The sequence below is a fragment of the Dactylosporangium sp. CA-139066 genome (assembly GCF_050936175.1).
Classification (GTDB): Bacteria; Actinomycetota; Actinomycetes; order Mycobacteriales; family Micromonosporaceae; genus Dactylosporangium.
Map to the genome: position 1 here is coordinate 2,933,941 of NZ_JBNJNH010000001.1, position 23,546 is coordinate 2,957,486.

The following is a 23,546-nucleotide window of genomic DNA, read 5'->3' on the forward strand; positions in this document are numbered from 1 at the left end:
GCGCAGGCACTCGAGCGAACACGAACAGGCGGCGATATGGAGCACCCGCTGCTACCGGACGACGTGGCGATCTCGGCCAAGGAGCAGGCACAGTGGCTGTTGCACCAATTGGTGCCCGGCCGGGGCATCTGCAATGTCGGCATCGCGGTACGCGTCGAGCGGCAGCTGCGGTGGTGGCCCCTGCAGCAGGCGCTCAACCACCTGCTGCGCCGCCACGCGGCGCTGCGAGCGGTCCTGACCTTCGAGCACGCCGTACCGCACAAGCGGTTCGTGTCGCCGGAGAGCACCTTTCCGTTGAGCACCGAGGGTGCGGACGAACCGAACCTTCCGGCCGTGCTGTCCGAGCTGGTCACCCGCCCGTTCGAGCTCGACGGCCGGCTGCTGATCCGGGCCCACCTCGTGCTGCTGCCCGAGGCGAGCGTGGTGCTGCTCGTCACGCACCACCTGGTCATGGACTACACGTCGACCGTCATCCTGATGACCGAGCTACCGAGCCTCTACGAAGGGTTCGCCGCCGACGGGGAGGCCCCGCCGGAGCTCGCCACGGCCGCGCCGATCTATTTCGAGCCGGACCCCGACCAGCGGGTCATCGACTACTGGGTCGAGCACCTCGATGGGGTCGATCCGGCGACCATGGCGCTCGCCGGCGCCCGGCCGATCGCCGGCCGCCCTACGTTCGCCGGGGCTCAGATCGAGTACCGGCTGTCCCCGGCGGCAGTGGCGGCCGTGACCCGGCTGCAGGAACGCACGAAGGTCACGCAGAATCTGGTCCTCCTCGCCGCCTTCTACCTCCTGCTGGCTCGGCATGGCGTCGGCCCGCGCGTGGTTGTGGGGATCCCGGTCGCCGGCCGGCGTCGCGCCGGCGGTGACGTGGTCGGCTTCCACACCAGGACTCTGCCGGTCCGGGTCGACGTCGACGAGGAGATGTCCGCGGCGATGCTGGTCCGCCGCACCTGCCGGGCGTTTTTGGAGGGGCTGGAACACGACGACGCCTCGTTCGAGGCGGTGCAGAGCGTCCTGGCCACGCGCTCGAACGACTGGCGGGTGCCCCTCTTCCGGCACTCGTTCAACTACCGCCCTCCCTCGGACAGCAAGCTGCGCATGGCGGAAAGCTCCGTCCGTGTGTTCGAGGTCCATAACGCGATGAGCCGGCTCGACGTGGAATGGATCGTGTACGCCTCCGAGGCGAACATCGATGTCACGATCGTGTACAGCACCGAGGTGCACGACACCGCCTACGTCCGCACCCTGTTCGAGCGGTACGACGCACTGCTGACGGAACTGGCGGCCGCGGTCGACGAGCCGATCGGCGCCGTACGCGCATGGAGCGCCGCGGACCAAGCCCGGCAGGCCCGCCTCGATGCCACCGCGCGGCCCGCAGCCCCGACCGTCCTGAAGCTGATACGCGCCCGGGCCGCGGCGACTCCCGGCGCGCCGGCGATCCGGTGCGCGGACCGGACGGTCAGCTACCGGGAGCTTCTCGCCGCCGCCGACGGCGTGCGAGGCGCACTGCTGCGGCGCGGCCTGCAACCGGGCGACACCGTCGCACTGCTCGCCGACCGCGGCCCGGAGCTCGCCGCGGCCGTCTTCGGCGTCTGGGGCGCCGGCGGTCACTACCTGCCGTTGGACCCGCACCACCCGTCCGCGCGGCTCGCCGGCCAGCTCGAGGACGCCGGGGCAAGGTTGATCATCAGCGACCGCGATCTCGGCGCCTCCCTCGCCTCCGGCCGTGCCGTGCTGTCCCTGGCGGACAGCTGCAGAGCCCCGGCGCCGGACAGTGACGGCACCATTCCGGACGGCTCCGCCACGGCGTACGTCATCTACACCTCCGGGTCGACCGGACGTCCGAAGGGCGTCGAGGTGTCACACGCAAACCTGGCCAACGTCGTGGGTGACTTCGTCGATCGGCTGGGCGTCGGTCCGCCCGACCGGACATTGTGGTCGACGACGTTTTCGTTCGACATCTCCGCGCTGGAGCTGCTACTGCCCCTGGTCGCCGGGGCCACGCTCGTCGTCGCGGCGGACGACGATCGCATCGCCGCCGGCCGGCTGCTGGACCTGATCGCGGAGGCGGACGTCCGCGTGGTGCAGGCGACGCCCACCATGTGGCGGCACCTGCTCGCAGCGGTGGACGGTCAGCTCGCCGGCCGGAGCGTGCTGTGCGGCGGCGAGCCGTTGACCGCGTCGCTGGCGGAGCGCCTTCTCGCCGCCGGGTGCCGGCTGTTCAACGTGTACGGCCCGACGGAGACGACGATCTGGTCCACGGTGGCCGAGCTGCGTTCGCCGGTCACCGACCCCGTGCCGATCGGCGTGCCGATCGCCAACACGCGTGTCCGGGTGTGCCACCCGGACGGGCGGCCGGTTCCTCCCGGTGTACCCGGGGAACTGCGCATCGGTGGGGATGGTGTGGCGCTGGGCTACCGGGACCGCACGGAGCTCACCGACGCGCGGTTCGTGCCGGACCCCGAGATCGGGCGCTGCTACCGCACCGGCGACACCGTGCGGCTGGACGAGAACGGGTTGACGTTTCTGGGGCGGGCGGACCGGCAGGTCAAGGTGCGCGGTCACCGCCTCGAGCTCGGCGAGGTGGAGGCGGCGCTGCACAGCCATCCCGAGGTGCACGCCGCCGCCGTTGTCGTCGAGACCGCGGCCGAGGAGCACACGGCCCTGGTGGCGGCGGTCGTGCCGGCCGGCGGCCCGCCGCTGCACGACGAGGGGCTGCGCGCCTATCTGATGGACATTCTGCCCGCGTTCGCCGTGCCGAGCAGGTACGTGCTCCTGGACCGGCTGCCGTTGACCGGCAACGGCAAGGTTGACACCCGGATGGTGACCGCACTCGTCGCCCGCGCCGACCAGCCGGCGCAGCTGCCGCCGGACCCCGTGCTGCGCCGGCTGGTGCTGCTGTGGCGGGAGGTCCTCGGCGACAACCGGCTCGACGCCGATGCCAACTTCTTCCTCAGCGGCGGGCATTCGCTGCTGGCCGTCGCCCTCGCGGACCGGATCGGTGCCGCGTTCGGCCGCGACGTGGGATTCGACGTCATCTTCGACGCGCCGTCGCCGCGGCGGTTCCTCGCCTGGCTCTCGCGGCAGGACCCGCGGCTCGTCGAGGAAACCGAGATCAGCGTCCCGGCCGGCGCACTGGGGGAGGCGGGCCGATGAGCCAGAGCGGCTGGTATGTATCGCTCAACGACGACGCGGCGGCGCCCGCGCTGCTCTTCGCGTTTCCGCATGCCGGGGCCGGCTGCGCCCAGTTCGCCGACCTGGCCCGGGCCGTTGCACCGCACGTCGGGCTGCTCGCGGCGAACCTCCCCGGCCGGCAGGCGAGGCTGGACGAGTCCCCGCCCGACGACCTGCAGGTCCTGACCGACCGGCTCGCCGACGAGCTGGCCGAGCGGGTCGATCGGCGTCCCTACGCGTTGTTCGGGTACTGCGCCGGTGCCGTCATCGCGTACCTCGTAGCGCGAGCGCTGCGTGCGCGCGTTCATACACCCCCGGTGGCATTGGTTGTGGCGTCGCACGAGGCGCCCGACATCGCGCGGCGACCCTATGGGCTGGCCGAGCTGCCCAGCGATCGGCTGTGGGACGCTCTCGTCGCCGCCGGTGGCATTCAGCCGGAAATGGCCGCCGATCACCGCCTGCGCCGGGTCGCCGAGCCGGCGGTACGGGCGGACTTCGCGCTCCTGGCCGCGTATCAGCATGCCGCCGCGCCGCCCCTGCCGCACCGTCTGGTGGTGTGCGCGGGCCGGGACGACCAGGTTCGGCGGGGTGCCCTGCTGGGCTGGCGCCGCCAGACGACCATGCCCGTGGAGCTGCATAGCGTCCCTGGCGGTCATTGGGTGTTGGAGCAGGCCCGCGACGAGGTCGCCACCGTCGTGCGCGACACGCTGGCCGGTGAGCGATGAGCGTGGAACGCGGGACGCTGAGCGAGGGCGAGCGGTCGCTGTGGCTGCTGCAACAGTTGGCGCCGGCGACCGGCCTGGCCAATGTCGGCGTCTACGTGGAGGCGCCGGCGCCGGTGCGCTGGTGGCCGATGCGCGAGGCGCTGCGCTGGCTGATCTCTCGGCATGCGGCCCTGCGGTGCCGGTTCGGGATGGTGGACGGCACGCCGGTCAAGTACGTCGAGCGCGCCGAGGCCATCGATGCCGGCGTCGACCTCATCACCGTGCCGGCCGGGGACGCCGATGCCGCGCTGCGGGAATACGCGGCCACGCCCTTCGCGGTGGACACCGCGCCGCTGGTCCGGCTGGGCGTCTTCCAGGTCGGCAGCGCTCCGCAGCGCATTTGCCTGGTCGCTCACCATTTGGTCGTGGACGCCCCCAGCCTCGAGCAGCTGCTGGCCGAGCTGCGCGTCGCCTATGCCCGCCTCGCCGACGTCGGTGAACCTCCCGACATGCCGTTGCCCCCGGCGTTGTCGCCGCCGGTGCCTTCCGAGGCGTCCATACGGTATTGGCGCGAGCAGTTGGCCGGCTACGACCCGGCCGGGATGCGGCTGGCCGTGGCGGCGCCCGGCCCGCCGGCGCCGACCTTCGCGGGCGAGGACATCGTCCGCCAGTTTCCAGAACCTCTTGCCGATGCGGTGAGGGAGCTGCGCCGGCGTTGCCGCGGCACCGAGGCGGCGGTGCTGCTGGCCGCCTACCTGCTGGCACTGCGTGCGCAGGGCGCCGCCGACGACTGTCTCGTCGGCGTCATGGTCAACGCCCGGTCCGCCGTGTCGGCAAGGAGCGTGGGGTACCACGTGACGACGCTGCCCTTGCGCGTGCGCATCGATCCGGCCGCGACCTTCGCCGATCTGGTTGCGGCCATCGGTGCCGGGCTGCTCGACGGCGTCGAGCACGCGGACGTCTCGTTCGAGATGCTGGCCCCCGAGATGGTCCACGCCGGCGACGATCCGTTGTGGTGGCGCACCGGCCTGGTCCGGCACCTGTTCAACTACCGGCTGCCGGGGCCGGGCGTGCCGGGCGACGTCGCGACCCCGGTCCGCGACGTCCACACCGGACTGTGCCGGTTCGAGATCGAGCTCACCATGGAGCGGGCGTTCGGACTGCTGTTCGCCCGCCTCGGGTACAGCACCGAGATCCACGACCGCGCATTCGCCGAGGCGCTGCTGGACCGGATGGCGCTGGCGATCGAGCAGGCCCATCGCGAGGCGCGGCTCGCGGTCGGCGACCTGGACCTGCGCACCGGGCACGAGCGGGCGCTTGCCGAATCGGTGAACGCCACATCGGTGCCGGGTGGACCGGTGGTCACCGTCGCCGCCTCGGTCCTGCGGGCCGCCCGCTCGCATCCCGACACGGTTGCGGTCGTCGACGGGGAACGCACGGTCACCTATCGCGAGTTGATCGGGCTTGCCCGGGCTGTGGCCGAGATGCTCCGGGCACACGGCGTGTCCGTCGGTGACATCGTCGGCGTGGCCGGCCGGCGCGGCGCCGAGCTCGCGGCCGCGGTGCTGGGAACGTGGCTGGCCGGCGCGGCATATCTGCCACTGGATGCCGAGCACCCGCCGCGGCGGTTGCTTCAGCAACTCGACGACGCCGGCTGTTCGGTGATCCTGGACGGACGTCGGCTGCCCACGGAGTGTCTGGTCGGCCGGATCGAGCTGCACGTGCCCGAGCCGGCCGACCACGGCGCATCGATCCCGGACCAGGACGTCCGCCTGCCGGATCCCGAGGCGCTGGCGTACGTGATCTACACCTCCGGGTCGACCGGGCGGCCGAAGGGGGTGCGCCTCACCCACGGCAACCTCGCCAACGTGGTGGATCACTTCGCCCGGACGCTCGACGCCGACCGGTCGACGGGCGTGCTGTGGCTGACCACGTTCGCCTTCGACATTTCGGCATTGGAGCTGTTCCTGCCGCTCATCGCCGGGGGACGAGTGGTGGTCGCGTCGGACGACGTACGAGCCGCGCCCCAACGGCTGCTCGATCTCATCGAGCACAGCCGGGCTTCGATCGTGCAGGCCACGCCGACCACCTGGTCGCTGGTGCTGCCGGCGGCCGGGCGGCGCCTGGACGGGCTGGTCGCTCTGTGCGGTGGCGAGCCGATGACACCGGCGCTGGCCCGCCGGTTCCGCACGGCCGGGTGCAGAACGTTGAACGTCTACGGGCCGACCGAGACGACGATCTGGTCGACCGCGTCGGAACTGCTCGCCGATGCGCTCGATCCCATCACGATCGGCCGACCGATAGCCAACACCGGCGTACACGTGATGGACGAACGACAGCGACCGGTCGCGCCGGGCGTCGTCGGCGAGCTGTGCATCAGCGGCCTGGGGGTCGCGGACGGCTACCACGGGCAGCCGGAGCTCACCGCCGAACGCTTCGGGCAACTCCCCGGTGCGGGCCGGTACTACCGCACAGGCGACCTCGCCCGGATGCTGCCGGACGGCCGCCTGGAGCTGCTTGGCCGGCGAGACCGCCAGGTGAAGCTGCGGGCGCATCGAATCGAGCTCGGCGAGGTCGAGAACGCCCTGACCGAGCACGACGAGGTGCGTGCCGCCGGCGTTGTGCTGTGCGGCGACCCGAGCGGCCCCGACGGCCGGCTCGTCGCGTACATCGTCGCCAGTGACCGGCCCGGTCTGGCCGACGACGTCTGGCTGACCGTGCGTGATCGATTGCCGTCCTACAGCCTGCCCGGCCGGATCGCCGTCGTCGGCGAGCTGCCCCGCACACCGAACGGCAAGGTGGATGTTGCCGCGCTGCGCCTTGCCGCCGAGGCGGAACCCCCCGACGGCCGCGCCGCGCCCGACCCGGCGGCGGACGAGCCCGGCGCTGAGCCTCCGGCTGGTCCCCGAGACGCCCGGGCCGGGCAGGTGCAGCGGGACGTGATCCGCGCCTTCCACGACGTGCTCGACCGCCCGGTGGCGAACCGGGACGCCAACTTCTTTCTGCTCGGCGGTACCTCCCTCATGGCGCTCCAGCTCGCCGAGCTGGTGTCCGAGCGGTGCGCCGTGCCGGTCTCGATGGGCATGGTGTTCCGGGCGCCGACCCCGGCCGCGCTTGCCGCGCTGGTCCACGGCGCCGCACCGGGACCGGCGGCATGAGCGCCGACGGGCGGGGCTTGGGCACCCAACGCGCACTGCGGGCACGGCTCGCGCGGCTCGTCGCGGACGAGATCGGGGCCGACATCGACCCGGACACGAACTTCTTTGAAGCCGGCCTCGGCTCCGCCGAGCTGATGCGAGTCCATGCGGCCGTGACGGCCCGCCTCGGCTACGACGGGTTGTCGATCACGGCGCTGTTCACGTACCCGAGCCTCCGCGCGCTGGCCCGCCACCTGGCCGGCCAGGACATCGGCCGCCCGCACCCCGAGACCGGACCGTCACCCGAGGAATCGGCGCATCCTCGGGAGGACAGTGGGCCCGGCGCCGCTGGGGTCCGGGAACGCCGGCGCACGCGCGCCTGGATACGGTCGACGATTGGGGCCGCACGATGATGGAAAGTCTGCCGCGGATCGCCGTTGTCGGCCTGGCGGGCCGTTTCCCCGGCGCGTCGGACCTGGACGAGTTCTGGCGTAACCTGATGTCCGGCACGGAGTCCATCACGAGGTGGACCGCCGACGAGCTTCGTGCGCACGGCGTCGATGAGGCGGACCTGCGCAACACCGACTACGTCCCCGCCGCACCGGTCCTGCCGGACGCCGACCGCTTCGATGCGGGCCTGTTCGGGATGACGGCGCGCGAGGCGGAGCTGTGCGATCCGCAGATCCGGGTCTTCCTCGAAATCTGTCACGCGGCATTCGAACACGCCGGGTACGACCCGTTCGCCGTGCCCGGCAGCGTGGGCGTGTTCGGCGCCGCGGGGCCGAACAGCTACCAGGACCACGAACTGCGCCGCCGGCCCGACCTGGTCGGACCGGCCGGCATGTTGGCGCACACGCTGAACCAGACCGACTATCTGTCCACGACCGCCGCGTACCGGCTGAACCTGCGTGGACCGGCCATGACGGTGCTGACCGCGTGTTCGAGCACGCTGGTCGCGATTCATATGGCCGCTCAGGCGCTGCGTGCAGGCGAGTGCGAGACCGCGATCGCGGGCGGTGCGGCCATCCGGGTCCCGCTGACCGGCGGGTACCTGTGGACGCCCGGCAACGTTCTGAGCGCGGAGGGGCATTGCCGCCCCTTCGACGCCCGCGCCGACGGAACCCTGTGGGGCAGCGGAGCGGCGGCGATCGTACTGAAGCTGTTCGACGATGCCGTCGCCGACGGTGACCGCGTGCACGCCGTGCTGCTCGGCAGCGCCGTCAACAACGACGGCGCAGACAAGGTCAGTTTCAGCGCGCCGAGCGTGTCCGGTCAGGCCGCCGTCGTCATGGAGGCGATGCAGCTCGCCGGCGTCGCGCCCCACGAGGTCGAGTACGTCGAGGCGCACGCGACCGGCACAGCGCTGGGCGATCCGATCGAGGTCGCGGCCCTGGCCCAGGCATACCGTGCGCTGGCCGGCGACGTGCCACCAGGTGATTGCGTCCTCGGCTCGGTCAAGTCGAACATCGGTCACCTCGGCGCCGTGGCGGGCATCGCCGGCTTCATCAAGGCGGTGCTCGCGCTCGAGCGTGAGGCGATCCCGGGCACGGCGCATTACCGGCAGGCCAATCCGATGCTGAAGCTCGAGGAGACGCCGTTCCGGGTGACCGGCTTGCCGACGCCGTGGCCGCGGCGCGAAGATCGGCGCCGGATCGCCGGCGTGACGTCGTTGGGTATCGGAGGCACCAACGCGCACGCCCTGCTGGCGGAAGGGCCGCCGGCGCGGCACCGGGCCGCCGACCACCGCCCGCGCGTGGTGGTGTGGTCCGCCCGGGAGCCCGAGGGCGAGCGGCGGCTGCGGGGCGAGCTGGCGACCTTCCTCGCCGGTCAGGGGGAGGAACGTTTCGCGGACGCCGTGGCCACGCTGCAGCACGGCCGCACCGCGCACCGGGTTCGCGCCGCGGTAGTCTGCGACTCCGCCGCGGCCGCCGCTGCCGATCTGTCTGATCCGGCCGGTGCGGTCGTCGCAACCGGGACCGTCCGTGACGAACCGTCGATCGCCTTGCTGTTCCCCGGTCAGGGCGTCCGGTCACCGCGGGCGGCCGGCGGCCTCTATGGCTTCGAACGCGAGTACACCATCGCATTCGACGAATGCCTCGAGGCGTTCGAGCAGGTCGGCGTTCCGTTGTACCGGCGCTGGCGGGACGGCACCGCCGTCGACGATCCCGCGGCGGCTCAGCCGCTGCTCTTCTCCGTCGGCTTCTCGCTCGCCGCGACGTGGCGCGCCTGGACGGGCGCGCCCGCCGCCGTCGTCGGCCACAGCCTTGGGGAGATCACGGCCGCGACGGTGGCGGGCGTGTTCGCATTGCCGGACGCCGCGCGCCTCGTTGCCGCCCGCGGGGCGTCGATGGCCGCCCATCCGATGACCGGCGGCATGCTCGCCGTGGCGGCCGCCGCGGACGAGCTCGCCGGCGACCTCGGCGACGGCGTCGCGCTGGCGGCCGTCAACGACGATCGGCAGACGGTCCTCTCCGGCCCGGAGGCGGCCCTGGACACGCTCACCGCGCGGCTGACCCGCCGTGGGCTCGCGTGCCGCCGGCTTCCGGTCTCCGCCGCGTTCCATCATCCCGGATGGGGAGCCGCGGCCACGCAATGGGCCGAGGCGTTCGACGGCGTTGCATTCGGTGCGCCGGTGGTGCCGTTCTACTCTGCGAGCACGGGCGGCCTGGCCGGGGCCGAGGCGCTGACGGACCACCAGTTCTGGACCGGTCAGCTCACCCGGCCGGTGCGGTTCAACGCCGCGCTCACGGACCTGCTCGTGCAGGCCGAACCCGATGTGCTGCTCGAGGTGGGGCCGGATGGCGTCCTCACCTCCCTGGCCCGGCGTCATCCGCTGCGCCGGTCGGCGATCGCCGTGCGCAGCCTCGCCGGTGAGGGCGACGATCGTCGGGCCGTGCTGCAGGCACTGGCGCAGCTGTGGGTGGCCGGGTGCGCGGTGGACTGGTCGGCGGCGGGGCAGCCGGCGCCGATGACCCGTGTGGCGTTGCCCGGCTACCCCTACGACCGCAGCCGGTACTGGGTACAACCGGCCACCGAGGATGACCGGCGGCACAGTACAACGCCCGGCCCGGCCGCCCCCGACCGGACGGTCGGCGGCGAGCCGGCGCCCGAAAGCGTGGGAGCCGGCACCGATGACGGGGCGGCACTTCCATTCGGCGTCGTGCGTTGGGTCGAGCCGGACGCCGGGCCGGCCGCACCGGGGATGCCCGCCGGCGGGCGGCTCGCGCTGGTCCTCCTGCCCGTCGGAGCCGATGACGCCATGGCCGTCGTGCTCGCGGTCCAGCGAGCCGGACTGCGGCCGGTCCGGGTCGAGCACGGCGAGGCATTTCTCCAACACGACGGCGGGTTTCAGGTCCGGCCTGGCCGGCACGAGGACCTGGAACGGGTGCTCGATCGGCTCGCCGAGGCCGGCGAGGTGCCGGACGTGGTGGTTCATGCCGCGACGTACGGACAGCCGGCGGCCGGTCCGCTCGACGAACATCTCAGCGGCGGCGTCCTGAGCCTGTTGGCACTGTGCCGGTTGGTTGTCGCCTCCGGCCACTGGCGGGTGTCGCCGCGAACGGTGGTGATCACCAGCCGATCGCTGGACGTGTCGGGAGCCGAACCGGTGGACCCGGCCCGCGCCTGCCTGCTCGGCCTGATCCGCGCAGTCCGGCGGGAGGCGCCTGGGCTGCGGTGCGTCGGCGTCGATGTCGGCGACCGGGTCGATGCGACCGCGCTTGCCGGCGAGATCGTCCGGGATCACGACGAGCCTGTGGTGGCGCTGCGGGGCCGTCATCGCTGGGCACCACGCCATCAGGCCTACGCGCCGCCCGAGCCGGCCGCGCGCGCGATCCGGGAGGACGGCACGTACGTGATCACCGGCGGCTGCGGCGCCCTCGGCCTGGCGGTGGCGAAGGGACTGGCCGGCACGGGTCTGCGACCGCGTATCGCTCTGCTCGCCCGCCGCGATCCGGCACGGGTGGCGGGCGCGGACCTCGCCGCATTGCGGGCACTGGGCGCCGAGACGATGGTGCTGGCGTGCGACGTCACGGATCGCGCGGCGCTGGCTCGGGCGGTCGACGCCGTGAACGATGCCTACGGGCCGGTGCACGGCCTGTTCCACCTCGCTGGACTGGCCGGTGACCGCATGGCGGCCTTCCGGGAGGTGGCCGACGCCGCCGCGGTGCTGGCGCCGAAGACCGTGGGCACCGCCAACCTCGAGGCGGTTTTCGCCGGCCGGGCCGCGTTGGACTTCGCCGTCTACTTCTCCAGCCGGGCGGCGACCGACGGCCTCGTCGGCGGGGCGGACTACGCCGCTGCGAACGCCTACCTGGATGCCGCGGCCGTGTCATCGCCGTTGGCGCGTGGGCGGGTGCTGAGCATCGCGTGGCCCGTGTGGGGCGGGCCCGGCATGGCCGGCCGCGCCGGTGTCGATGTCAATGCCCTCAACCGGGCGGTTCGCGATCTTGCTGCTGTACCCGAGCCGGCCGATCGTAAGGTCGTCCTCGAGCGGGAGATGGGGCCGGCGACCGACTGGGTGCTGGACGAGCACCGGGTCGGTCGGATCCCGCTGCTGCCCGGCACCGCGTTCCTCGACCTGATCGTGCGGATGTACCGGGAGCGGGTGGCCGACAGCGGCGGACCGGTGGAGCTCAGCGACGTCGTCTTCCTGGCGCCCTACTTCGATCAGGCCACGCGGCTGGTGCGGATCACGATGAACCCGGCCGGGCCGCGGCACGACGTGGTCGTGGAGTCCCGGCCGCGTGACGGCGACGAGCCATGGACCGTCCATGTACAAGGCCGTGTCGCGGCGGCGCCAGGCCCGGCCGACGCGGTCGACCTGCAGGCGCTGCGGCTGCGGTTCAACACCGCCGGCGAGCCCGGTCGGCCCAGCCTCGAGCGCGGCTTCTTCACGCTGGGCCCGCACTGGGACAACATCGTCGACGCCCGCACGTGGGGCGCCGAAAAGCTCCTGCAGGTGGCGATCCCCGCTGCGTACACCGCAGAGGTCGCGGATCACGCGCTGCATCCCGCGTTGCTCGACACCGTCACCGCCGCCGTGCGCGGCCCCGGACAGGCCTCATCCGTGCCGTTTCACTATCGCAGTGTGGTCGTGCACGCGGACCTGCCGGCGCGATTCCACGCCCATGTGCGCCGCTCGCCCGATGCCGGCGCAGGCGAGGCATCTGGTGATCTCGACGTGATCGGCGAGGACGGGACGATCGTCGTTGCCGTCAAGGGGTTCACCATGGTGATGGCCGACGAGGAGCGGGTGCGCCGGTCCGCACGGGTAAGGCCGCCGGACCGGCGGGACGGCACCGCACGTTCGGCGCCGCAGGGGGATTCGCCAGTGGGCGACACCGTCGGCGCGCTGGCCCCGCGTCTCGCCGTGGAACTGCTGTTCCGCCTGCTCGACGCGGGCGCCACCGGTCCGGTGCTGGTGGCGCACGCCGGCGCGCTGGACGAGTTCCCGCGGCGGCCGGTGCCGTTCACGACGCCGTCGCCGTCCTCGGCGGTGCCGGGCGCGATGGTCGTGCCGCCGGTAGCCCGCCCGGCGCCGGACCCGATGGCCCCGCCGGTCGGCGATGGGCATGACGGCCCGGTGGTCGATCGGCCGGTCGCACCCGAGGGAATCCGCGCGGCGGTGCCGGCACCGGATGACGCCTCGTTGGAAGCGCGTCTGCGCGCCGTGTGGCTGCAGGTGCTCGGACTCGACGAGGTCGATCCCGACCAGGACTTCTTCGACGCCGGGGGCAACTCGTTGACGGCCGTCGAGCTGGCGGCCCGCCTCCGGGAGTCGCTCGGCTTCGAGCTTCGGATCGGGCTGCTGCTGGAGGCGCGGACGTTCACGGACCTGCTGCGGGAACTTGAGGCCCGCCGCGGCGAGGGGCGGTAGGCGGTGCCATGGTGCGATCGCTGGCAGCCGACGGCCCGGTCCGGCCGCCGGCTGCAGATACACCACGCGCGTCAGGAACTGCGGTCCAACGGCGAGCCGCCCAGCAACGCGGCCCGGGTCAGTTCGGCCTTGTTGCCCACGCCGAGCTTCGCCCTGATCCGTTTGACGTAGGTGTCGACGGTGTGCCGGCTGATGCCGAGCCGGGTGGCGACCTGGCCGTGGGTCAGCCCGCGCGAGATACCACGCAAGACCTGCGACTCCCGGGTCGACAGCACCTGGTTGCCCGCCGCGTCGGAATCGGTCGCCGGCTCCGGTTCGCCCGTCCGGCTGGTCGCCAGCCGGACGGCGTTGAGCAGGGTCTCCGTCCGCTCACGTTTACTGACCACCGCCGAGGCTCCGACGCCCAGATACGGCGTGACGTCGCGGCACGGAACTGGTAACAGCACGACCACCGATGTTGAGCGCGCCGCCGTCGCAATGTATTCGAGTTTGCCGGACGGATTTAATGTATCGGGATCTATAATGATGACGTCAGCCAGCCAGTTGGATAATTCTTCAGGCGAAGTCTTGGCGTTGAGGACGCGTATTCCAGCCTGAGTGAATACGTGCACAAGACCGTCGAGAAATACTGGCGAACTATCCAGAATGTCGACCCGGATCACGTTACCCCCGTGGCAATGGACCTGAGTGAGCCAAAATGGCCCGCCGCCGCCGCCCGGATCCGGCTGGTGCCTCGCCTGCCGAGCGGCTGCGATCGTCCATCCATAATTGTCGACAAGGTCCTGATAGGCAAGGGGCCGCGATGACCTTCGTTTGTCCCTAGATTCGAGGACAGCCTGTCGCCGTTGCCCGTGACCCGTGAACTGGGGACACCGGACGCTTCGCGACCGGCGATTTGTAAAATGTCGGCCGGTTGATCCGATCGATCGTCACTCGCCGCTCATTCGTCCGTTCGGCGGTCGCCGCGCTCGGTCGTTGCGACCAGCCACGGCGGGGTCGTCTCGGGTCGGGGCGGTCCGGCCTTCGCCGCACCCAATGCTCGTATCGTCGGATATCGGTACAAGTCGACCAGTGCCAGGGGCAGGCCGAGCGCCTGCAGCTCGGTCAGCACCTCGGCCAGTGAGAGCGAAGAGAACCCGGCCTCGAAAAAGTTCGTGTCGACGTCCAGTGGCCGGCGAGAGGCGAAGGTCGCGTAAATGCGCTGCCACATGTCCTGGTCGGCGCCGAGGTCATCGGGACGCGTCATCCTAGGGCCGTCGGCGGTAGCTCGGGCCGCGGCCGGTCTGGTCGGCGAGGCGCATGGCGCCAATCATCGGCGCGACGGCGATGTAACGCACGTCCCAAAAATGTATGACGCCGTTTTCTGAGTGCTCGGTGCACCATTTCAGGTACCAATTCAGATGCGGGATCGACATGGATGTCGATCTTGAATCTGCGGGTCGAGCGGCAAAGGCATCGGTGATGATTTGACGGAGGATGATGCCGCGCTCGTGCGGCAATACGGTAGCCCGCTGTACGTGTATGATCTTTCCAGTATTACTGATGCGGTACGGCAACTTCGCGCCGAACTGCCCGAGTCGGCCGTGCTCTACTACTCACTCAAGGCCAATCCGCACCCCGATCTGGTGCGCCAGGTCCGGGCCGCCGGATGCCTCGCGGAAATCAGCTCCGTCGGTGAGTTGGACGCGGCGCGCCGCGCCGGACATCCGGGAGCGTCCTGCATTTTTACCGGCCCGGCGAAATCGCAGGCGGAGATCGCCGCGGCCGTGGGCGAGGGAGTGTCGCTGTTCTCCGTCGAGTCGCCGGCCGACTTCCGCCGGGTCGCCGCAACCGCTTCCGCTGCCGGACGCGTCGTCGACTGCTTGATCCGCGTGGGCGCCGCTGCCGCCGGCGCAACCGGCCTGCGGATGGCCGGGGTGTCGCAGTTCGGGGTCGAGCCGTCGCAGCTGCCGGCCCAGCTGCACCGTTTTCAGGTCGTCGAAGGCGCTCGGGTCACAGGCCTGCACTTCTTTCCGGTCAGCAACGCTCGGGACGAAGCCGGGCTCCTCGCCGAGTTCACCGCCAGCATCGCCGCCGCTGCTCGGCTCCGGCGCGAGTCGGGGCTGCGTTTGTCGCACCTGGACCTTGGCGGCGGATTCGCGGCGCCCTATGCGCAGCCCGGATCCCCGCCCCGCTATCCGCGGCTGCGTGACGGCCTGGAGGCCGCGCTCGACGCGCACCTGCCCGGCTGGCGGTCGGGGAGCCCGGCGGTCGCGTTCGAGGCCGGTCGGCGCGTTGTCGGACAGTGCGGGCGGTTGATCTGCACTGTCGTGGACGTGAAGCGCAACGGCGGCCGCACCTACGTCCTGCTCGACAGCGGTATCAACCACGTCGGCGGCCTGTCCGGCATCGGCCGGATGCTGCCGGCGGCGATGCCGCTTCGAGCGGGTGCGCCGTCGGCGAAGGTTCCGGAGGGCGAACGGCATCTGGTCACCGTCGCCGGGCCGCTGTGCACGCCCGCCGACGTCCTCGGCCGGTCGGTCGAGCTGGTCGGGCCGGCAGTCGGCGAGCTCCTGGTGTTTCCGAATGTGGGCGCCTACGGCGTTACCGCCAGTCTGACCGGCTTTCTCAGCCGGCCGGCGCCCGTCGAGCTCGTGGTGAACGACGGCGCGGTGGTCTCGGCAAGCCGTGTGCAGTATCGCCGGGAGCCCGTCCACGGCGCCGTCTGTGCCGTTGGCTCCGCGGCAGGCCCGGCGCCCGCGGCAGACCCGTCATGAGGCCCGCCCGTGGCGGTGGCCGCGACTCAGGATACGGTCCGCTCCGGCGCCGCCTGGCTCATGTCAGCCGTACCGGCGCCGCTTACCGGCGGGTTCAGGCCGGTGAGCGCCGCCGACTTGAATTCGTCGAATGCATTGGCACGCAGCAGCGCCAACAGCCTGCGATGGTGCGCTGTGACCCCGAGCCGCGATCCGTGCCAGAAGTGGATGACCGACGCGCCCGATACGCGACTGCGCCGGTGATGTGTCCGCATGACGTTGGACACCAGGCCGAGCGTGTCGTGCAGGCCGCCTGTCGCGGTGTCGTTGGACCAACTCCAGGATGCCGAGAAGCCCAGGTGCCGGGCGGCGAGCTCGAAGGCGGGGCTGTTGCGCACGAGCGTGCAACCCGGATGGCACCGCGGGAGCTTCCGCGCCTGGTGGGTGAGCTCCATCGTGCTGCTGCCGCCGTCATCGGTGGGGATGGCGATCTGGGCCGTCAGCGACAGTGCCCGGCGCCGGCGGCGGACGGTCGTGGCGAACAGCGACTCGTCCGGCGGGATGCCAGGACTGAGCATCCGGGCCTGCACCGCCCAGACATCGGCCGCCTCCAGCAGTTCGCCCGACATGACGGCCATCGTGTCCGGCTCGAAGAAGCACATGTCGGACTCGACGAAGGCAAATGCGGCCGCGTCCGGCCGGGCGAGCACGAAGTCGCGCAGCACGTCGCCATGCGTGGTCAGGCTCTGCTGACCGATCGGCCAGCGGGACAGCTCCCACGAGGCGCCGCACTCGGCGATTGCGGTGTGCAGCGCGGCCGTGTCGTCGGTGGAGTGGTTGTCCACCATGGTGATGCGGACCCGGTCCCCGAGGTCCGAACGGTCGATGCTCCAGCGCAGCGATCGCAGCGCGATCTCGGCGAAGACCGACGTGTTGTGGTTGACGATGACCGCTTCGAGGAGGCCGCTCATTCGCAGATGTCCCTTCGGGATGGCAGACCGTCGCACGCCGGGCGTCGACAGGTGGCCGCTGCGCGGGGATCGGCCGGATGAGCGTAACATCGATCGATGCGCCGGAGCCGCCGTCGATTCGGCCCCGGCATACCGCAATCTCGGGACTTGTCGCGCGCGCCGGTGACCGGTCAGGCGTGGACGCAGTGCTCGCCGGCTATGTCGAACGGGCGCTCGCGGATCCCGGCGGGGCCCGCTGGTTCTTCCGGCAGGTGGTCGAGCCGCTCTGCGACAGTTTCGACGCCGCCCTGCAAGGGTGGCACGATCGCGTCATGGCCCGCCTGATCGGCGAGGCCCTGCGCCGCGATCCGGTGGTGGGGGAACCAGCCGGTGCGATGCCGAACGAGGCGAGCATCCTCGAACGGGCCGCGAGCCTGACCTCGGCGGCCGCCCCGTACGACCGCCGCCCCGACATGTGCATTGTTCCATCGCGCGTGACGATCGGTGCGGACGTCACCGTGACGGGCGCCGTACTCGGCGCCGTGCGTCAAGCCTGGCCGGACGTGCCGGTTGCGCTGATCGGCGACGATCGCCACATCGCCCCCCTGTTCGGTGGCCTTGCCGGCGTAGAGGTCTGGCACCAGCCGTATCCGCGGCACGGCGAGGTGCGGGATCGGCTCAGGGTGTGGCATTGCACCCGATCGGCGATCCGTGACTGGTGCCGCCAGCATCCGTTGCGCACGGTTCTCGTGCTGGACCCCGACAGCCGCATGACCCAGCTCGGGCTGTTGTCCGTCGCCGGCGAGCGTGTGTCCGAGCGGGTCTTTCGCGGCCGCAGCGCTGCTGACTCTGATCTGCGCGATCTGGGCGCGCTCGCGGCCGACTGGGCCCGTACCGTGTGCGGCGTCCAACGGCCCGCGCCGTCCGAACCACGCATCCTGGTGCCCGCGGCCGACCGGGCGTGGGGCGCCGCTCTCATGCGCGAGATACGCGCCCGGCAACCGGCCCCGGTGGTGGTCGTGTCGCTCGGCACCGGCGGCAACGACGCCAAGGCGACCTCCGTCGAGCATGAGGTGGACATGCTGCTACGGCTGGGGCGCCGCGCGTCGCTGGTTGTGGACGCCGGAGCGACCGACGCGGAGGCACGCCGCGCCGAGGAGGCGGTTCGGACCGCCGCGGCGCGCGAGGGACGCGCACCGTGGATCCTCGATCACGCGGAAGCGCCGAGCGCCCCGTTCCGGCGAGATCCGCCGGGCTGTGCTGTGCTGTTGCGCAGGGCCGCCGTGGCCGGCGTGGCCGGGGTGATCGCGGCGGCCGACGGCTACGCGGGCTACGACTCCGCCTTTCAACACGTCGCGTCGGCGGTCGGCGTGACCGGTGCGGCGATCTTCGTGGACCCGCCGTCGCCGACGTTCGTGCGCCGCTGGTGTCCGAGCGGCATCACCCCGATCGTTGTCGCGGCCGGCGCGCCGATCGCCGATCGCGTCGACGCTGCGCTGGCCACGACCCTTGCGCGCACCGGACGTCGCGCTCGGGCGTGACGCGCCCGGCCGTCGCGTCGGTCGCCTCTTTGCGGGACTGCGCAGGCCGACCCGGCCTGCGCCATCGTCGACAGGACGTGGAGGCGACACTGTGACGAACGCGTACGCGACATGCCCGGCATCGTTCGGCAACACGCCCGCCGAGTTTCGGCGACGTGTCACGCGGGTGGCTCGATGGACCGACGCGTCGCCGTGTCGCGGGCTGCTGGTCTATTCCGACAATGGCATGGTCGACCCGTGGGCGCTCGCGCAGCTGCTGATCGGCGTGACTGCCGGCGTCGTACCGTTGGTCGGAACGGACCCCGCCTATCTGCATCCCTGCGCCGTTGCTCGAAGGGTCGCCTCAATAGGGTTCATGTACGGCCGGCCGGTCGACCTGAACTTCGTGGCCGGGACCGACCGCGGTCCGGCCGACGCGCTGCGCGGGCACGACCGGCGCTACGCCCGAATGCTGGAGTACGCAAGCGTCGTCACGAGGCTCCTGGCCGAGCCCGAGCCGGTGACGCACCTCGGTCGGTACTACCGGCTGACCCGTGCTGCGTTGCACGTTCCGCGGCCGCGGGCACCCAGGCTGTTCGTCTCCGGCGCCTCGCCGGCGTGCATCATGGTCGGGCGCGCGCTCGGCGCGACACGGCTCACATCTCCCCGGCCGGCGGCCGACTACGATGCCCGGACCGGCTCGCTGCGCGGCGCCGGCATCCGCCTCGGGGTTATCGCCCGTGACAGCGATGCCGCGGCCTGGCGCGTCGCACTGGGACGCTTCCCGTCCGGCCCAAGCCCGGACGACGCGACGCGCCGCGCGTACTGGGACTTCCCGGCTCGCGCGTACCAGACCTATTGTCCCTACCTGGTAGGTAGCCAAGCCGAGGTCGCCGAGCATCTGTCGTCATACCTGCGCCTGGGCGTGAGCACCGTCATCTTCGACGAGCCTCGCGAGGAGGACGACCTTCACCACGCCATGGTCGCATTGGATCGGGCGACGCAGCTGATCGCCGCCGAGCAACGGTCGGCAGATGCAGCGAGCCGATCATCGTGACGACCCGGCCGGCAGCAGCCACGCAACGGCGGCGGGCAGGTCCGGCAGGACCACGTCCGCGATGCTGGAGCCGGGCGTCCCGGCCAGCCGGACGGTCGCCGTGCCGGCCCGGATACCGGCGATGACGTCGGACTCGGCGTCGCCGACCATCACGGCATCGGCCAGGTCGATCGACGGGTCGTCGCCGGCCGCCCGCAGCAGCAACCCGGCCTTCGGCTTCCGGCACCCGCAGACGCCGAGCTCGTGCGGGCAGGAGTAGATGCGGTCGAGCGATCCGCCGTGCTCCGCCAGCATCGTCTGGAGCCGCCGGTGCGTGCTCGCCAACGTCTCCTCGCTCATCAGGCCGCGTGCGACTCCGCGCTGGTTGGTGACCACGATCACCCGGACACCGGCCCGGTTGAGCCGGGCGACGGCCGCACCGACGCCGGGCAACAGCCGAAGGGCCTCCGGGGACGTCACGTATCCGCCGTCGGGCGCCTTATGGTTGAGCGTGCCGTCGCGGTCCAGAAATATGGTCGCCGGCGGCCGCCCGAGGCGCGGCGACCATCGGTTCCCGCGCGGCGCGGGGATCTGCATACCCGCCTCCACCAGCTCGCAGATCGAGTGCCCGAGATGCATGTACGCCTCCTGGACGTAGGGCGTCTGCCGGGAGGGCACGCGAATGCAGATGTCCGCGACGTCATCGACGCGGCCGCCGGTGGCGCCGGTCATCGCCACGGTGACGAGGCCAAGCTCGCGAGCTCGCCGAAGGGCGCGCACGACGTTCGCCGATTCGCCACTGGTGCTGAGCCCCACCGCGACGTCGCCCGGTCGGCCGAGCGCTTCGACCTGGCGGGCGAAGACCTCGTCATAGCCGAAGTCGTTGGCGATCGCCGTGACCGCAGCGGTGTGGTCGGCCAGGTTCACCGCCGCGAGCGCCGGCCGGTCGTGGGCCATCCGGCCGAGCAGTTCGGCGGCGAGGTGGCCGGCGTCGACCGCCGAGCCGCCGTTGCCGAAGAACAGCACCTTTCCGCCCCGACTCAGCGCGGCGACGATGGAGTCCGCGACCAGCACGGCCTGCTCGACGCATGGGGACGCCAGGACGCGACCGATGGTGTCCAGGCTTTCGGTCAGCCGCCGGCGGACCAGGTTCGCGCCGTCGGAGCTGTTCATGTCACCCTGCCGGTGACCACGCCCGCGCGCGCGACGGCCGCGCCCGGCCAGATCCGGGCGCCCGCGGCGAGCCGCGCACCGGCGCCCACATGTGCCCCGTCGGCCACGACGGAGTCAACGATTTCGGCGCCCCACTCGATCACCGATCCGGCGCCGAGCACCGACCGCACGACGGTGGTACCCGCGCCCACGTGCACGCCACTCATCAGCACCGAGGCGTCGAGCCGGACATCGGGCCCGATGTGGCATCCCGGGCCGACCGTCGTGCCGTTGCCCATCGACGCGCCGGCCTCGACGATGCTCGTGCCGAGCCGTAGCACGCCGTCACGGCCGTCGTGCGGCAGCGGTGTGGGGGCGCGTCTCAGCACCAAGTCCCGGCACGCCTGTATGTACTCGGTCACGGTGCCGATGTCCCGGAAGTAGCCCGGGTCGGGATGGCCGAGCACCCGGGCGCCGGAGAGCAGCAGATCCGGCAGGATCCGCCGCTCCAGCGAGACGGTCTCGCCGGCCGGGACCGCGTCCAGCAGCGACCGACGCACGACGTAGCAGCCGGCGTTGATCCGTCCCGGAGTCGGCCGGCGGGCCTGCCCGGATGTTGCCGGGTCGCCGGGCGGCCGCCATCGCGCGGCGCCCTTCTCGCGGAAGTCGGTCACCCATCCCGCGGCGTCGGTTTGCACGGCACCGTAGGGCCGCACGTCGGCGACGTCGGTGAGGCAGATCGTGAGATCGGCCCGGCGCCGGTCGTGCGCACCGACCAGCGCGCGGATGTCCGCGCCGGACAGCGAGTCGCCGTTGTGCACGAGCACGCGCTCGCTGCCCAGCCGGGTGACGGCATGGCGCAACGCGCCGCCGGTGCCCAGCGGCACCGGTTCCTCGATGCACTCCACGCTCAGGCCGGGAACCGCACCGGTCACCGACGGGCCGAAGCACGCGGCCCGGTATCCGGTCGCCAGAACTACGCGCTCGATGCCGGCCGCGCGGAGCCGGGCGAGCAGATGCACGAGAAACGGCGCACCCGCCATGGGCAGCAGCGGCTTCGGTGTCGACAACGTCAGCGGACGCAGACGTTCACCCTGCCCGCCGACCAGTACCACCGCTTCGGCCACCTGGCCGCCGTCCGCCTCGATCATCGGCGCACCGTTCGCGGAAGACACACCTGGGCGCCGCCGGAAGACAGAGCAACCGGACGCGGCCGGCCACCCGCGCGGGCGAGCCGGTCGGCCACGGCACGTCGGCGGCCCGGGGGCACGAGGAACAGCAGGAAGCCACCGCCGCCCGCACCGAGCAGCCGGCCGGTGAGAGCACCCGCCGTCAGGCCGGCCTCGAGCAGGCGCCCGATCCGTTCGTCACCAATGCCGCCGAGCAGCCGCAGCTTCTCCTCCCAGGCCAGCCTCATCAGATCCGAAAACGTGGCGAGGTCGCCGGCGACCAGGCGGTCCCGCATCTCGGCCGCCAACGCCTTCATACGATGCAACGCCGCGAGCGACTCCGGCCGGCCGTCCTGTATGTCGCCGACCTGACGCCGCAGCACGTCACTCGATCGGCGGCGAATGCCGGTGTCACACAGCAGCAATGAGGCCTCGAGCGCGTCGGTGGTCACCGCGTCGAGCCGCAGCGGACGTACGACCCCGGCACCGTTGGCACCGAATTCGATGAAGTTCAAACCGCCGAACGCCGCGGCGTAGTGATCCTGTGCGCCACCAGTCTGCTGAGTCTCCTCGCGTTCGATGCGGTACGCGAGGCGGGCCAGGGCGTCGGGGGCCATGGTCGCGCCGTGCCCGCTCGCGAGGGCGGCCAGCGCCGCGACCAATGCCGCCGAGGAGGAGCCGAGCCCCGAACCGCCGAGGCCGCCGAGGTGGGTGCGGCACTCGAAACCGTCGCGATCGTAGCCCAGCAGCCGGCAGGCGACGTCAATCTGGTCCGCCAGATCGCCCGTAGGCCCGAGCGGCGCCATCGCCGCCGGCCGCGGCTGTGCCGGTTGCAGCACGGCGTGGACGTAGAGGTCGATGGTCGTCGACAACACGCAACCGCCGTGGTCGCCCGAATACGGCATGACGTCGGTGCCGCCGCCGGCGAAGCTGACCCGCAACGGGGCGCGGGCCACCACCTGCGTCGGTCGCGTCAGCGCCAGTCGTGTCATGACCGTTCCCAACCCGGATCGGGGCTCGCCGGCCGATCGTCACGGGCCTCGGCGGAGGCGGCGCCCAATGTGATCCTGCGAACGGCGTCGAGCCGGAGCACGGCATCGAAGACCTCGTCCACCGGGATGTTCTTGCCGCACGGCGTAGCCAGGTCGTGCGGCGCCGGACCGGCACACCCGCAGGGCGCCTGCCGGTCGTCGGCGGCGACGTCGGCATGGTGCGGGCCCCACGGCCGCCACATGACCGGAAGCGTGTGGCTGTGCACGCACACCACGTAAGCCCCGGCCGCGTTGGCCAGCGCGGTCAGGCCGCTGTTGTTGGCCACCACCAGGCCGCTCGCGGCCATGGCGGCGGCCACCGGGTATGCGTCGTCCACCAGCGACTCGACCGGGACCGAGCACCGGGATTGCACCGCCTCGATGTACGGCCGGTCGAAATGGTGTCCCACCAGCACCGGCGAGAAGCCGGCGACGCGCAGGCGGTCGGCGAGCTGCGCGTAGCGGTCGGCCGGCCATCGTTTCCACGGGTAGCGGGCGCCCGGGGCGAGCAGCACCGCGCCGGGCGGCAGACGAAGGTCCGCGGCCGCGCGGTCGACGTCGGCGATGGCGATGCGGCCGTCGCCGAGCGGGGCGTCGAGCAATGGTGCCACAGCCCGCGCGTAGTACTCCACCGCGTGCTCGTCGCGCTGCCTGGCCGGAAGCGAATACTGCGCCGGAGAGGGCGAGTACGGACTGACGAAGCCGACCCGGTCGCGCGCCGGCACCTCGTCCATCAGCTGTTCCAGCGCCGGATCGAGCGGTACACCACGGGTGTGCAGGTCGGCGAGCAGCCCGTATTCCACCCCGGCCAGCGACGGTTCGACGATGCCGGTTGCCGCATCGAAGCCGTAGACCCGGCGGACGTACGGGCTGCGCCGCGCCTCCTCGGCGTACTCGACGCTCGTGAGCAGGTCCACATGGGAGACCCGCGAGCTGTTGGCGAGGGCCTCGATGACCGGCAGCGTCAGCAGCACATCGCCGAAGGCGAGAACGCGCACCAGCAGTACAGAACGCCGCGCGTCAGCCGTGCCGGGCATCCGGCCTCCTTCCGCGTCGC

Annotated in this window: 16 protein-coding genes; 8 read left to right on the plus strand and 8 right to left on the minus strand. The window is 72.0% G+C overall.

Annotation, left to right across the window (positions count from 1 at the left end; genetic code table 11):
• The first annotated feature begins 36 nt into the window (after nt 1-36).
• From ACQEVU_RS13455 to ACQEVU_RS13475, 5 genes are read left to right on the plus strand one after another with little or no spacing between them, the layout of a single operon-like run.
• Complete coding sequence (locus tag ACQEVU_RS13455) at nt 37-3,159, plus strand: non-ribosomal peptide synthetase (RefSeq protein WP_433323198.1); 3,123 nt, start codon at nt 37-39, stop codon at nt 3,157-3,159.
• Nucleotides 3,156-3,902, plus strand: a complete 747-nt coding sequence (locus ACQEVU_RS13460) for a thioesterase II family protein (protein WP_433323200.1) — start codon at nt 3,156-3,158, stop codon at nt 3,900-3,902. Before ACQEVU_RS13455 ends, ACQEVU_RS13460 begins: the two co-directional genes overlap by 4 nt.
• Nucleotides 3,899-7,039 carry a non-ribosomal peptide synthetase gene (locus tag ACQEVU_RS13465; protein WP_433323202.1) on the plus strand — a complete coding sequence of 1,047 codons (3,141 nt, stop codon included), beginning with the start codon at nt 3,899-3,901 and terminating at the stop codon, nt 7,037-7,039. The genes ACQEVU_RS13460 and ACQEVU_RS13465 overlap by 4 nt, the downstream gene beginning before the upstream one ends.
• Entirely contained in the window at nt 7,036-7,431 is a 396-nt protein-coding gene (locus tag ACQEVU_RS13470) for an acyl carrier protein (RefSeq protein WP_433323204.1), read from the plus strand. Before ACQEVU_RS13465 ends, ACQEVU_RS13470 begins: the two co-directional genes overlap by 4 nt.
• Entirely contained in the window at nt 7,428-12,896 is a 5,469-nt protein-coding gene (locus ACQEVU_RS13475; RefSeq protein WP_433323206.1) for an SDR family NAD(P)-dependent oxidoreductase, read from the plus strand. The genes ACQEVU_RS13470 and ACQEVU_RS13475 overlap by 4 nt, the downstream gene beginning before the upstream one ends.
• A 71-nt stretch (nt 12,897-12,967) precedes the next feature.
• On the opposite strand, the gene ACQEVU_RS13480 is transcribed toward ACQEVU_RS13475, so the two are convergent.
• The 3 genes from ACQEVU_RS13480 to ACQEVU_RS13490 all read right to left on the minus strand — a co-directional run bounded on the left by ACQEVU_RS13480 (nt 12,968) and on the right by ACQEVU_RS13490 (nt 14,311).
• On the minus strand, nt 12,968-13,558 hold the full coding sequence (locus ACQEVU_RS13480) for a response regulator transcription factor (RefSeq protein WP_433323208.1): 591 nt from the start codon (nt 13,556-13,558) through the stop codon (nt 12,968-12,970).
• A gap of 278 nt (nt 13,559-13,836) precedes the next feature.
• Entirely contained in the window at nt 13,837-14,142 is a 306-nt protein-coding gene (locus tag ACQEVU_RS13485) for an acyl carrier protein (RefSeq protein WP_433323210.1), read from the minus strand.
• Between the two features lies 1 nt (nt 14,143).
• Nucleotides 14,144-14,311: a hypothetical protein gene (locus ACQEVU_RS13490; RefSeq protein WP_433323212.1), complete on the minus strand. Its 168-nt coding sequence runs from the start codon at nt 14,309-14,311 to the stop codon at nt 14,144-14,146.
• Between the two features lie 51 nt (nt 14,312-14,362).
• Here ACQEVU_RS13490 and ACQEVU_RS13495 point away from each other — a divergent pair, with 51 nt between their 5' ends.
• Nucleotides 14,363-15,652, plus strand: a complete 1,290-nt coding sequence (locus ACQEVU_RS13495) for a type III PLP-dependent enzyme (RefSeq protein ID WP_433323214.1) — start codon at nt 14,363-14,365, stop codon at nt 15,650-15,652.
• Nucleotides 15,653-15,678: 26 nt separating this feature from the next.
• Here the strand turns inward: ACQEVU_RS13495 and ACQEVU_RS13500 are convergent, their stop codons facing one another.
• A complete protein-coding gene (locus ACQEVU_RS13500; protein WP_433323216.1) occupies nt 15,679-16,602 on the minus strand; it encodes a hypothetical protein in 924 nt (307 codons plus the stop codon).
• Between the two features lie 77 nt (nt 16,603-16,679).
• On the opposite strand from ACQEVU_RS13500, the gene ACQEVU_RS13505 reads away from it, so the two are divergent.
• On the plus strand, nt 16,680-18,122 hold the full coding sequence (locus tag ACQEVU_RS13505) for a hypothetical protein (protein ID WP_433323218.1): 1,443 nt from the start codon (nt 16,680-16,682) through the stop codon (nt 18,120-18,122).
• Between the two features lie 91 nt (nt 18,123-18,213).
• Nucleotides 18,214-19,158 (plus strand): LLM class flavin-dependent oxidoreductase, encoded by a 945-nt coding sequence (locus ACQEVU_RS13510; protein ID WP_433323220.1) that lies wholly within the window; start codon nt 18,214-18,216, stop codon nt 19,156-19,158.
• Here ACQEVU_RS13510 and ACQEVU_RS13515 read toward each other — a convergent pair.
• Genes ACQEVU_RS13515 through ACQEVU_RS13530 form a run of 4 tightly spaced genes read right to left on the minus strand, consistent with a single transcriptional unit; the run spans nt 19,150 to nt 23,526 of the window.
• Complete coding sequence (locus ACQEVU_RS13515) at nt 19,150-20,310, minus strand: HAD-IIIA family hydrolase (protein WP_433323222.1); 1,161 nt, start codon at nt 20,308-20,310, stop codon at nt 19,150-19,152. The two genes, ACQEVU_RS13510 and ACQEVU_RS13515, sit on opposite strands and share 9 nt — an antisense overlap.
• Complete coding sequence (locus tag ACQEVU_RS13520) at nt 20,307-21,440, minus strand: sugar phosphate nucleotidyltransferase (protein WP_433323224.1); 1,134 nt, start codon at nt 21,438-21,440, stop codon at nt 20,307-20,309. The genes ACQEVU_RS13515 and ACQEVU_RS13520 overlap by 4 nt, the downstream gene beginning before the upstream one ends.
• Nucleotides 21,437-22,450 carry a hypothetical protein gene (locus ACQEVU_RS13525; protein WP_433323226.1) on the minus strand — a complete coding sequence of 338 codons (1,014 nt, stop codon included), beginning with the start codon at nt 22,448-22,450 and terminating at the stop codon, nt 21,437-21,439. Before ACQEVU_RS13525 ends, ACQEVU_RS13520 begins: the two co-directional genes overlap by 4 nt.
• Nucleotides 22,447-23,526 (minus strand): glycosyltransferase family 9 protein, encoded by a 1,080-nt coding sequence (locus ACQEVU_RS13530; protein ID WP_433323228.1) that lies wholly within the window; start codon nt 23,524-23,526, stop codon nt 22,447-22,449. Before ACQEVU_RS13530 ends, ACQEVU_RS13525 begins: the two co-directional genes overlap by 4 nt.
• Between the last annotated feature and the right edge of the window lie 20 nt (nt 23,527-23,546).

What these genes read in the sequence shown, in the direction of transcription:
- ACQEVU_RS13520 (WP_433323224.1), bottom strand. Translation starts at nt 21,440, where the DNA reads ATGATCGAGGCGGACGGCGGCCAGGTGGCCGAAGCGGTGGTACTGGTC.
- ACQEVU_RS13455 (WP_433323198.1), top strand. Translation starts at nt 37, where the DNA reads ATGGAGCACCCGCTGCTACCGGACGACGTGGCGATCTCGGCCAAGGAG.
- ACQEVU_RS13525 (WP_433323226.1), bottom strand. Translation starts at nt 22,450, where the DNA reads ATGACACGACTGGCGCTGACGCGACCGACGCAGGTGGTGGCCCGCGCC.
- ACQEVU_RS13530 (WP_433323228.1), bottom strand. Translation starts at nt 23,526, where the DNA reads ATGCCCGGCACGGCTGACGCGCGGCGTTCTGTACTGCTGGTGCGCGTT.
- ACQEVU_RS13460 (WP_433323200.1), top strand. Translation starts at nt 3,156, where the DNA reads ATGAGCCAGAGCGGCTGGTATGTATCGCTCAACGACGACGCGGCGGCG.
- ACQEVU_RS13485 (WP_433323210.1), bottom strand. Translation starts at nt 14,142, where the DNA reads ATGACGCGTCCCGATGACCTCGGCGCCGACCAGGACATGTGGCAGCGC.
- ACQEVU_RS13490 (WP_433323212.1), bottom strand. Translation starts at nt 14,311, where the DNA reads ATGTCGATCCCGCATCTGAATTGGTACCTGAAATGGTGCACCGAGCAC.
- ACQEVU_RS13515 (WP_433323222.1), bottom strand. Translation starts at nt 20,310, where the DNA reads ATGAACAGCTCCGACGGCGCGAACCTGGTCCGCCGGCGGCTGACCGAA.
- ACQEVU_RS13465 (WP_433323202.1), top strand. Translation starts at nt 3,899, where the DNA reads ATGAGCGTGGAACGCGGGACGCTGAGCGAGGGCGAGCGGTCGCTGTGG.
- ACQEVU_RS13500 (WP_433323216.1), bottom strand. Translation starts at nt 16,602, where the DNA reads ATGAGCGGCCTCCTCGAAGCGGTCATCGTCAACCACAACACGTCGGTC.
- ACQEVU_RS13470 (WP_433323204.1), top strand. Translation starts at nt 7,036, where the DNA reads ATGAGCGCCGACGGGCGGGGCTTGGGCACCCAACGCGCACTGCGGGCA.
- ACQEVU_RS13475 (WP_433323206.1), top strand. Translation starts at nt 7,428, where the DNA reads ATGATGGAAAGTCTGCCGCGGATCGCCGTTGTCGGCCTGGCGGGCCGT.
- ACQEVU_RS13505 (WP_433323218.1), top strand. Translation starts at nt 16,680, where the DNA reads ATGAGCGTAACATCGATCGATGCGCCGGAGCCGCCGTCGATTCGGCCC.